The organism is Clostridium fallax (genome assembly GCF_900129365.1).
Lineage (GTDB): Bacteria > Bacillota > Clostridia > Clostridiales > Clostridiaceae > Clostridium_AH > Clostridium_AH fallax.
The window spans coordinates 24,070-34,478 of record NZ_FQVM01000024.1 but is presented as its reverse complement, the minus strand read 5'-3'; the positions used below and the strand labels follow the sequence as shown (position 1 = coordinate 34,478).

9 protein-coding genes and 1 pseudogene are annotated in these 10,409 nt (G+C 25.3%); 3 read left to right on the top strand and 7 right to left on the bottom strand.

Annotated elements, in window-relative coordinates:
- Nucleotides 1-138 precede the first annotated feature (138 nt).
- Entirely contained in the window at nt 139-297 is a 159-nt protein-coding gene (locus tag BUA70_RS13080; RefSeq protein WP_159429650.1) for a hypothetical protein, read from the top strand.
- On the opposite strand, the gene BUA70_RS10445 is transcribed toward BUA70_RS13080, so the two are convergent.
- The 4 genes from BUA70_RS10445 to BUA70_RS10430 all read right to left on the bottom strand — a co-directional run bounded on the left by BUA70_RS10445 (nt 289) and on the right by BUA70_RS10430 (nt 3,626).
- Nucleotides 289-756: an NUDIX hydrolase gene (locus BUA70_RS10445; RefSeq protein ID WP_072897085.1), complete on the bottom strand. Its 468-nt coding sequence runs from the start codon at nt 754-756 to the stop codon at nt 289-291. The two genes, BUA70_RS13080 and BUA70_RS10445, sit on opposite strands and share 9 nt — an antisense overlap.
- Before the next feature lie 274 nt (nt 757-1,030).
- Complete coding sequence (locus tag BUA70_RS10440; protein ID WP_072897083.1) at nt 1,031-2,056, bottom strand: ABC transporter substrate-binding protein; 1,026 nt, start codon at nt 2,054-2,056, stop codon at nt 1,031-1,033.
- A 21-nt stretch (nt 2,057-2,077) separates the two neighbouring features.
- On the bottom strand, nt 2,078-2,887 hold the full coding sequence (locus BUA70_RS10435) for an ABC transporter permease (protein WP_072897082.1): 810 nt from the start codon (nt 2,885-2,887) through the stop codon (nt 2,078-2,080).
- The gene (locus BUA70_RS10430; protein ID WP_072897081.1) at nt 2,874-3,626 is read right to left on the bottom strand and encodes an ABC transporter ATP-binding protein; all 753 of its coding nucleotides are present in this window, start codon (nt 3,624-3,626) and stop codon (nt 2,874-2,876) included. The genes BUA70_RS10435 and BUA70_RS10430 overlap by 14 nt, the downstream gene beginning before the upstream one ends.
- 362 nt (nt 3,627-3,988) lie before the next feature.
- Between BUA70_RS10430 and BUA70_RS10425 the strand changes: the two are divergent.
- Nucleotides 3,989-4,432, top strand: a pseudogene (locus tag BUA70_RS10425) (HD domain-containing protein); the annotation flags it as partial.
- Nucleotides 4,433-4,610: 178 nt separating this feature from the next.
- Here the strand turns inward: BUA70_RS10425 and BUA70_RS10420 are convergent.
- The gene (locus BUA70_RS10420) at nt 4,611-5,420 is read right to left on the bottom strand and encodes a rhomboid family intramembrane serine protease (protein WP_072897080.1); all 810 of its coding nucleotides are present in this window, start codon (nt 5,418-5,420) and stop codon (nt 4,611-4,613) included.
- Nucleotides 5,421-5,845: 425 nt separating this feature from the next.
- On the opposite strand from BUA70_RS10420, the gene BUA70_RS10415 reads away from it, so the two are divergent.
- Complete coding sequence (locus BUA70_RS10415) at nt 5,846-7,009, top strand: dicarboxylate/amino acid:cation symporter (protein WP_072897079.1); 1,164 nt, start codon at nt 5,846-5,848, stop codon at nt 7,007-7,009.
- 41 nt (nt 7,010-7,050) lie between these two features.
- Here the strand turns inward: BUA70_RS10415 and BUA70_RS10410 are convergent, their stop codons facing one another.
- Together BUA70_RS10410 and brnQ are read right to left on the bottom strand one after the other, a co-directional pair.
- The gene (locus BUA70_RS10410; RefSeq protein WP_072897078.1) at nt 7,051-8,343 is read right to left on the bottom strand and encodes an NCS2 family permease; all 1,293 of its coding nucleotides are present in this window, start codon (nt 8,341-8,343) and stop codon (nt 7,051-7,053) included.
- Nucleotides 8,344-8,826: 483 nt separating this feature from the next.
- Nucleotides 8,827-10,131 (bottom strand): branched-chain amino acid transport system II carrier protein, encoded by a 1,305-nt coding sequence (brnQ, locus tag BUA70_RS10405; protein ID WP_072897077.1) that lies wholly within the window; start codon nt 10,129-10,131, stop codon nt 8,827-8,829.
- Between the last annotated feature and the right edge of the window lie 278 nt (nt 10,132-10,409).

Below are 10,409 nucleotides of genomic sequence, written 5' to 3'. Positions count from 1 at the left end.
AACCTATTTTATTTATAGTTTTATTCTATAACTTATTTAATTTATAAATTTTATAACTTTTTAATAGATTATTTTTATGTTATATAATATACTTATACTTTAAAATAATATAAAATATAATTTTTTAGGAGGTATCTTATGCATTTTAATATAAGTAATTTTTTAGGATTCACATTCATTTTAGCAGGAATCTTTTCTTGTTTTATGTTTAATACTAGAAGAAATTCCACTGGATTTTTAATTATTTCAATAGTGTTACCAGTATTAGGATTTCTTACTCTATTTAACTTATTTTAAGTTATTACTTATATTAAAAAAGCTATTTATCATAATAATATCTGGTGGATTTAAATTTTCAGGTATTTCGTCTTTTCCAAAAAACTTAAGATCTTTTGTCTCTTCCTTTTGATATTTAAACTCACCTTTAAAAACTTTAGTAGTAAAAGCAGTAGCTACATTATATACTTCATCTCCATTAGGATAAATATGGTGAAGTTCTTTTCCAGAAAATGTTTTAAAAAGTTTTAAATCTTCCTTATCTATTATTAATCCTGTTTCTTCCCTTACTTCTCTTACTGCTGCTTCTTCTAATGATTCACCAAGTTCTAAAGCCCCTCCTGGCACTCCCCAAGCATCATTATCAACTCTTCTTTGAAGTAGTACTTTATTATCTTTTTCTATAAAAACACAAGCTCCACATTGAATTATAGGACTATTTCCTACATACTTTCTTAAACTCATTATGTAATTTGCCATAGTTCTCTCCTTTTTAAATAATATGTTAAATTTGTTAAAGTTTATATACATTATATCATATAGATATACAGTATTTATCTTTCTTTATATCTTTAAAAATTTCATATTTTAATTAATCTAAATCTATTACTTAAATTCTATATAAATTACTTTTTTAATTAACTACTAAATATATAATTTTTTATTATTTACAACTAGTTAAAAGGAGGAATATAACTTCCCCCTTTTTCAAATAAATATTTTATATTTTATAAATAATTATAAAATATAATAGTTATTTAATATTTTTTATTGCCTCATTAGCGTATTTTATATCTACTATTTCACTATAAGGAGGCTTTGAATCTAATTCACCTGCTAAATCCATAACTTCCATTAGTCTATTTAAACTTTCTTCTTTTAATATAGGGTTTTCACACCAAGCATCTATTTCTTTATATCTATTTATAACAGTTATTAAATCTTCCATTTTCATATCTGTAAAAAATGGTGCAATTGCTTTAGCTATTTCCTCAGCACTATGATTTTCTACATATAGTTGTCCTTTATATACAGCATTAGTAAATCTTTGAATTACTTCAGGATTTTTTTCTATATAACTTTTAGTTGATGAGTAAGCTGTATATGGAATTTCTCCACTTTTTTCACCAATTGAAGCTACAATATAACCCTTTCCTTCTTTTTCTAATAAAGTTGCTGAAGGTTCAAATAAAGTTACATAATCTCCTTCACCACCAGTAAAAGCACCTGCCATAACATTAAATTGTATATCTGTTCTTACATTTACTTCATCTTCCTCAACATTGGTTCCTATATTTAATCCGCTATTTTTGATTACATATTCTAAAGTCATTTCAGGAACTCCACCTTTTCTTCCGCCTAAAACTACCTTTCCTTCTAAATCTTCAAATTCAAAATCATCATCTTTTTCTCTTGCGATTAAAAAACTACCATCTCTTTTTGTTAATTGGGCAAAATTTACTGCATAATCTTTATTTTTTTGATTATAAACATAAATAGATGCCTCAGGTCCCATAAGTCCAATTTGTACTTCACCAGAAATTAAAGCTGCCATAGTTTTATCAGCTCCTTGAGCTGCCATAAGTTCTACCTCTAACCCTTCTTCTTCAAAAAATCCTTGGGATATAGCTACATACTGTGGAGCATAAAAAACTGAATGAGTTACCTCTGCAAGATTTATTTTTGTAAGTTTCTCTGTATTTTTGGTACATCCAATAAATAATAAAGTGAAAAATATAAATGATAAGAGTAAAGTGTTAAATTTCAAAAACTTCTTCATAGTATAACCTCTTTCCTTAAATTATTCATTTCTTTTTTTCCTATAAATTTTTTCTATAGTATTTAAAATTTCATACATTATTAGCGCACAAATAGCAAGAACTACTACGCCCATCATAACTAAATCTAGTCTAAATACCTGACCACCATAAACTATTAAATAACCTATTCCATATCTTGATACTAAAAATTCTCCTACTATAACTCCAACCCAAGACATTCCTATATTTATTTTTATGATGTTTATTATATTTCCTATATTAGATGGAAGAATCAATTTTCTAAGTATTTGACCTTTCGATGCCCCAAAGCTTTCAAGCATTTTTATTTTCTCTTCATCTACATTTAAAAAATAATTATAAGCTGAAAGTATTGTGCCTACTAATGATATTGTTATAGCTATAACTACAATCCCTTTTATACCTGCGCCAGCCCATATTATTAAAATCGGTGCTAATGCAGTTTTAGGTAAAGCATTTAATACTACCAAAAAAGGATCAAAAATTCTAGCTACAGTTTTTGAAAACCATAAAAGTATAGCTATAAAAACTCCTAATATAGTTCCAATGGTAAAGCCTAAAATTGTTTCCCAAAGAGATATTCCTATATGAGTAAAAATTTTTCCCTGAATTAAATATTCCTTAAATAAAATTGCTATATCAGAAGGCTTACTAAATAAGAAAACATCAATAACGCCATACCTTGCTAATAACTCCCACATAATTAATAAGAATAATACAATAAATATTTGCCATAACCTTATATTTATCTTTTTTTGTTTTTCTATTTTTAAATAATTTTCATAGCTATTTATCAATTTATTTTCCTTCATAGAAATCTAGCTCCTTCCATAAAAGATCAAAGTAATCCTTAAACTCTTTGGCCTTTCTTGCAGATAATGGAGTTTTTTCTTCTTCTAAAGTAAGATCTACTTTGTGGATACTTTTTATAGTAGCAGGTCTTCTTGATAAAACTGCTACATAATCAGCCATAGAAATTGCCTCAGAAATATCATGAGTAACTAAAATAGCTGTCTTTTTTTCATTTTTTATTATTTTATAAATATCATCACTAACCATAAGTCTAGTTTGGTAATCTAAAGATGAAAAAGGCTCGTCTAAAAGTAAAATATCTGGATTTACAACAAGAGTTCTAATCAATGCAACTCTTTGCTTCATTCCTCCTGATAATTCCTTAGGATATCTATTTCTAAAATCCCATAAATCATAAGCTTTAAGCAATCTTTCAACATTTTTCATTGCTTCTTCATTTAAAGCTTTCTTTATTTCTAAACCTATTGTTATGTTATCTATAATATTTCTCCACTCTAAAAGATTATCTCTTTGGAACATATATCCTAAATTACCCTTTATATTTATTTCCCCAGAATCACATTTAATTAGATTACTTAATACATTTAACAAAGTAGATTTACCGCTACCAGATGGTCCTATTAATGCTAAAATTTTTCCCTCTTCTAGAGAAAATGTTATATCTTTTAATACTTTTATTTCACCTTTTAAACTATAAAAGCTTTTATTTACATTATTTACTTCAACAATATTTTCCATTTGCCACCTCTCATTTACAAATACTCCTATAATATATTATTAAATAATTAATAATTTTGTGATGAAATTTGAATAAATAAATCTTTATATCTCTAAGTTTTAAGGCAATCTCTTTATGTTAACTATTAAATAATTTATTACTTTTATATAAAAAGACATAATAAAACTATAATAAGTAAAAAAATAGAGTAATTGAAATCCATTAGGATGTAATCTATACTAGAATATACATACATTACCTTTTATTGAATATTGGAGATGAAAAAATGAATAATATAAATCTTGGTTTAGAAAAATTGATGAATAGTACAATAGAATATCTTTGTATTGCATTAAATACTACATGACATAATAATAAACCTGTTCTTCTTCACAGTATTAGAGTTGGATTATATTTATATGATTTAGGATATAATGAGGATATTATTTTAGCAGGTTTATTACATGATATTTTAGAAGATACTAAAACTTCAAAAAAGGATTTAGAAAGTAGGTTTGGAGCAAAAATAACCAATATAGTATCTTCAAACTCATTCAATAATTTAATTTACGATAAAACAGAACAGTTTAAAGATATGTTTAATAGATGTGTAATTTGCGGAAAAGAAGCATTGATTGTAAAAGCAGCAGATATTCTTGATAATAGTAATTATATTGAGTTTGCAAAAAATATAGAGGAAAGAAATTTGCTTTTATTTAAGATAAAGAGTTTTATAGATATTTCAAAAGACTTAATAGAAGAAGAATATATATGGAATAAATTAAATAAAAAATATAATAGTTTATTAAAAAAATTTGGTTATTAATTTTTCTTTAATTTATATAGTATATTATTTTAGCACAATAATTTATTCATAAAAAAACAGTAGATAGTTTTGATTTTTACAAAACCATCTACCGTTTTAAGAGAAAAGGTAAAATCATTTTCCTTTAAAAGATTTTATTATAAACTTTGTTTTCAACATAAACTTTCATAAAAATATCTTAATTTTTTCCACCTTTTTTTATATGGAAATGATCGTGAAGATGCTTCATACAATATTCATAATGACCATCACATTCAGAACAATATCTAAATTCCATATTAGGATCGTCTTTATCTGTTATGCCACATTTATAGCATTTATGAAAGTACTCTTTCTTTTGACCTTTTTTATTTTCAAATCTTCTCTTATTATCAAAGGCTTTTTTATTACTTTTCATGGTTTTCATTATATCTTTACCAAAGAATAATATACAGTTAAGTAAAGCTACAAGGATTAATACCTTCGTTACCATTCCGCCTTTAAAGAATTGTACAAATAAGAAAAATAAATCAAGATATGCTAAATATTTAACCTTAATTGGTATAATGAAAAATAAATACACTTCGTTATTAGGGTAAAAATAAGCATATGCAAGAAATAAAGAGAAGTTTAAATATAAAGGATTTGCAGCTCCTCCAATAATAGTAGCTGCTATTATTGTTCCTAAAGCACCTACTAGATAATATATATTAAATTTAAAACTTCCCCATACTTGCTCCAAACTTAATCCTATAAAATAATAGAAATACAATACAAATAAAATAAATATTAAAGATGTATCTGGAGGAATAAACAAAAATGTAACTATTCTCCATACCTGTCCTTTAAGAACTAATTCTGGTATATAAGCTAATTTATAAATTACATCTATAGATGGAAACATATAGTTTATTAAATAAACAGCTAAGTTTAAAATAACTATATATTTCATTAAATCTCTTATAGCATACTTACCATACTTTCTTTCCAATTTATTTAGAAATTTCATTTTATTCTCCTTTCTTCCCTAAATTTATAAGCTTATTATTAATGTAAATTATATCATATAATAATGATTTATTTTAAACATAAATAAACTTTTAAATATAAATTTTTAAATATTCCTCTCCATTATTCTAATTGAAATATGGAAATTAATTTAATATTCTATTAATTTCAAATAGTTTTAATCAATAGCTATTCTATATAGTTAAATATCTTTTTATTTATATATCCTATACTTATTGATAAAATATGGAATTAAATTTTATACTTATTATATAATTTGATAAAATTTAATCTTGACTATTTTGATATGATTTACTATAATTTTTATAATTATTAATAATTTATTAAGGAAATACTATATAAATTTTTTAATATTATAATTTTTTAAAACATATATTTAATTTTATTAATTAAGGGGGACTTTTTATGAAAAAATTTTTTAACAGTTTAGTATTTAAGCTGATAGTTGCAGTTATTCTTGGTCTTTTAGTTGGATTATTTTCTAACGAAGGTATTATATCAATAATTATTACAATCAAAAGTATTTTAGGACAAATTATAATTTTTGCGGTGCCTTTAATTATAATTGGATTTATTGCTCCATCTATAGCTAAACTTAAAAGTAATGCAAGTAAACTTTTAGGTTATGCTGTACTTATAGCTTATCTATCTTCTGTAGGGGCTGCTCTATTCTCAGCTTTTGCAGGATATAATATTATTCCAAAACTTTCTATAATAAATTCTTCAGAAGGATTGAAAAAATTACCAGAATTAATATTTAAATTAGACATTCCACCAATTATGTCTGTTATGAGTGCTTTAGCACTTTCAATTTTAGTAGGTCTTGCAACAGCTTGGACAAAATCTGATTTAGTAGAAAAACTATTAATTCAATTTCAAAATATAGTTTTAAGTATAGTAGAGAAAGTAATAATTCCTATACTTCCTATATTTATCTTAACTACTTTTGCATCTCTTTCTTATGAAGGAAGTATAACATCTCAATTACCTATATTTATTAAAGTTATAGTAATAGTTTTAATTGGGCACTTTATTTGGTTAACAGTACTATACTCTATTGGAGGATTTATCTCTAAAGAAAATCCTATAAATGTAATAAAAAAATATGGACTTGCATATTTAACAGCAGTGGGTACAATGTCCTCTGCTGCAACTTTACCAGTAGCTTTAACCTGTGCTAAATCTTGTCCAGAACTTAGAGAAGATATAGTAGACTTTTCTATTCCACTTTGTGCTAATATTCATTTATGTGGTTCCGTTTTAACAGAAGTATTTTTTGTAATGACTGTATCACAAGTTTTATATGGAGAACTTCCAAAGGTAAGTACAATGCTTATATTTATAATTTTACTTGGTATATTTGCAATAGGTGCTCCTGGAGTTCCTGGTGGTACTGTAATGGCTTCTTTAGGACTTATAACTGGAGTTTTAGGCTTTACAGAAGCAGGTACTGCTTTAATGCTTACAATATTTGCTCTTCAAGATAGCTTTGGTACTGCTTGTAATGTAACTGGCGATGGTGCTATTGCTTTAATGTTAACAGGTATTGCAAACAAGAAAAAACTATAAAAAAGAGGAGAATTTCTTCTCCTCTTTTTTTATTTAATATTCTATATAAAAAATTTCAAACAAAATACTAGTCCAACAATAATTGTTGTCCAGTTTATTTCTTTATATCTACCAGTAAGAACTTTTAATAATATGTATGTTACAACTCCAAATGCAATACCATCAGAAATACTATATGCAAATGGCATCATTATTATTGTTAAAAATGCTGGCAAAGATTCTGTAAAATCTGAAAGATCTATTTCTTTAATTGGTTCAATCATAAATAATCCAACTAAAACCAATGCTGATGCTGTAACTGCTGGTGTTATAGATGCAAATATTGGTGAGAAAAATAATGCTAAGAAAAACATAATTGCTGTAGTAACTGCTGTTAATCCTGTTCTTCCTCCCTCTGCAACTCCTGATGCACTTTCAACAAAGGTACTTACAGTACTTGTACCAAGGCAAGCTCCTATAGTTGTACCAACTGCATCTGCTAAAAGAGCCTTTTTAATATTTGGAACCTTTCCATCCTTATCTAACATCTTTGCTTTAGTTGCAACACCTACTAAAGTTCCTATAGTATCAAACATATCCATGAATAATAAAGTGAATAATACTATTACCATATCCCATGAAAATATATGATGCCATTGAAATTTAAAAGCTATTGAACTTATTGAGGGAGGCATACTCATTAAAGAATGAGGCATTGGAGTTATACCCATAGGTATTCCTATTATTGCTGTAATTATCATTCCTAAAAATAATGCACCTTTAATGTTCTTTGATAATAATATTCCTGTTATTATTATTCCTATTATTGCCAAAAGGCCTGCCCCATGAGTTATATTCCCAAGAGCAACTATAACTCCTCCATTCTCTGGATGAATTACAACTCCTGCCCCTTCCAATCCTATTAAAGCAATTAAAAGACCTATTCCAACAGAAATAGCTTTTTTAATATTTTCTGGAATAGCATCTACTATAGCTTCTCTTATATCAAATACTGTTAATAATATAAAAATAAGTCCTTCTAATAAAACTGCTGTTAAAGCAAATTCAAAAGAATATCCCATAGCTTTAACAATTGTAAATGCAAAAAAGGCATTTAATCCCATACCTGGTGCCTGAGCAAAAGGTAATTTAGCATATAGACCAGTTATCATAGTTGCAACTACTGCTGATATTGCTGTAGCTGTAAAAACTGCTCCTGTATCCATGCCTGCTGCTGATAATATTGCTGGATTAACAATTAATATATATGCCATTGTCATAAATGTTGTTATTCCTGCTATTATTTCTGTCTTAACATTAGTATTATGTTTTTTTAATTCAAAATAATTTTCCATTAAACCACTCTTTCGTATTAGTTTATATTTTAAGTTTTATAAGTTATTATGACACGTTTCTTATAATACCAAAAAAAATAGCAGTTGCCAATACAAAATACGAATATTTTCTCTAAATTTATTATTATTTTTTGTATTTTTAATTTAACATAAATCTAGTTATAAAACTTAATTAAAAAATTTCAAAAAACTATCTTTTTAATCTATCACTTCAACAACCTATATTATCTAATTTATACTTTAATATCCTTTTTATTTTATTAATTTAAATAATATCTTATTAATCAATAAGATATTGTTTTTACGAATATTGTAAATTAATAATAATATCAAACAAAAAAATTAACCTTATATAAAAAAAGAAACTATACAAAGCTTCAAACTAATTACAATATATAGCCATATTTGTAGCTAAACATAAATCTATATTTTGTAATTGATGAAACTATGGTATAGTTTCTTTTTATAAATTTAATTAAATTTTTAATCCATATTTAATAGAGAATCTTCTTTAGATAAAACTTCTTCTACTGGTGGTATAAAGTAATTGCTTATTATAAATGCTATTAAAGCTGGAACTATCCAAGCAAATCCTTCCTTACTTAATGGTAAATAACTTATAATATTATTTATCTTAGGAATTATACTACCTAATGTACTTAATATGCTTACTATTAAAGTAACATATACAGTTACCTTATATGATAACTTATTTTTTATATATCTATCTAATAAATTCATAATAATTAATACTATAGAGAATGGATATATTATACTTAAAAGTTTAGCGGAAAAAGATACTATATTATCTAATCCTATACTAGCTAATCCTATACTTATAACTGCCATCACAATAACATTTAAGTTATAAGATAACTTTCCTTTTGATATTCTTTCAAAGAAATTACCTCCAGAAGATAATAATCCAATAGAAGTTGTTAAACAAGCTATCCCTATTGCAATTCCTATTACTATAGTTCCTAAATGTCCTAAAACACTTCTTGAAATCATTATTAAAAGTTCAGTATTAGAAAGCTCTTCCCATAATCCTCCTGTATGAGCCCCAAGGATTATCAAGCCTCCATAAACAATAGCAAGTCCAATTATCGCTACTAAACAAGCTTTAATTGTTAATTTAATAATTTCTTTTCCTTTATAATTTTTAGCCTTTACAGAAGAAATTATTAAAGATGCAAATACAATTGAAGCCAAAGCATCCATAGTCTGGTATCCTTCTATAAGAGAAGCTGAGAAAGGCTTGTCTAAAATTTGAGGAGCTAAATCTCCTATAGGGCTTATTATACCTTTTACAATTAATAACACTAATATAATTAAAAGTATTGGTGTTAAATATTTTCCTAAAGTTTCAATTACCTTTGATGGCTTTAATACAAAAAATAAATTAATTATAAAGTATATTACAACAAAAATAAATAAATTAAAATTTGTAAAATTAGGTTTTATAGCTATTTCATAAGTAGTTGCCGCTGTTCTTGGTATAGCTAAAAGTGGTCCTATTAATAAAAATAATGCTATAGAATATATATATGAAAACTTTTTTCCTACTTTAATTGATAAATTTTCAAAATTTCCATCAGCTTTAATACAAGCGAGTATTCCTAAAAGAGGTATTCCTACTCCTGTTATAATGAATCCTATTATTCCCCAAATATATTGAGGTCCTATTTCTTTTCCTAAATGTGGTGGAAATATAAGATTTCCTGCTCCAAAAAACATTGAAAATAATGCAAATCCAATTATAATGTAATCTTTTCTTTTCTGTTGCATAATTGACCTCCTTTTATATTTTGTTACTAAATTCGACTTAAATTTAATTATGTTTTATATAATACCATACTTTTTTAATAATTCAATACTTTAAGGGGGATTTTTATGATATTATCAAAATTAAAGGTATTATTTTAACAACTCGGAAAAATAATTCTGAAAATTCACTTTTTAAAGAACATTATATGATAATATATTAAAAATCTTTGTTTTATTTTGATAATTATTTAAAAATAGAATAGGAGTATTAATATTATTTTAATATTAATACTCCTATT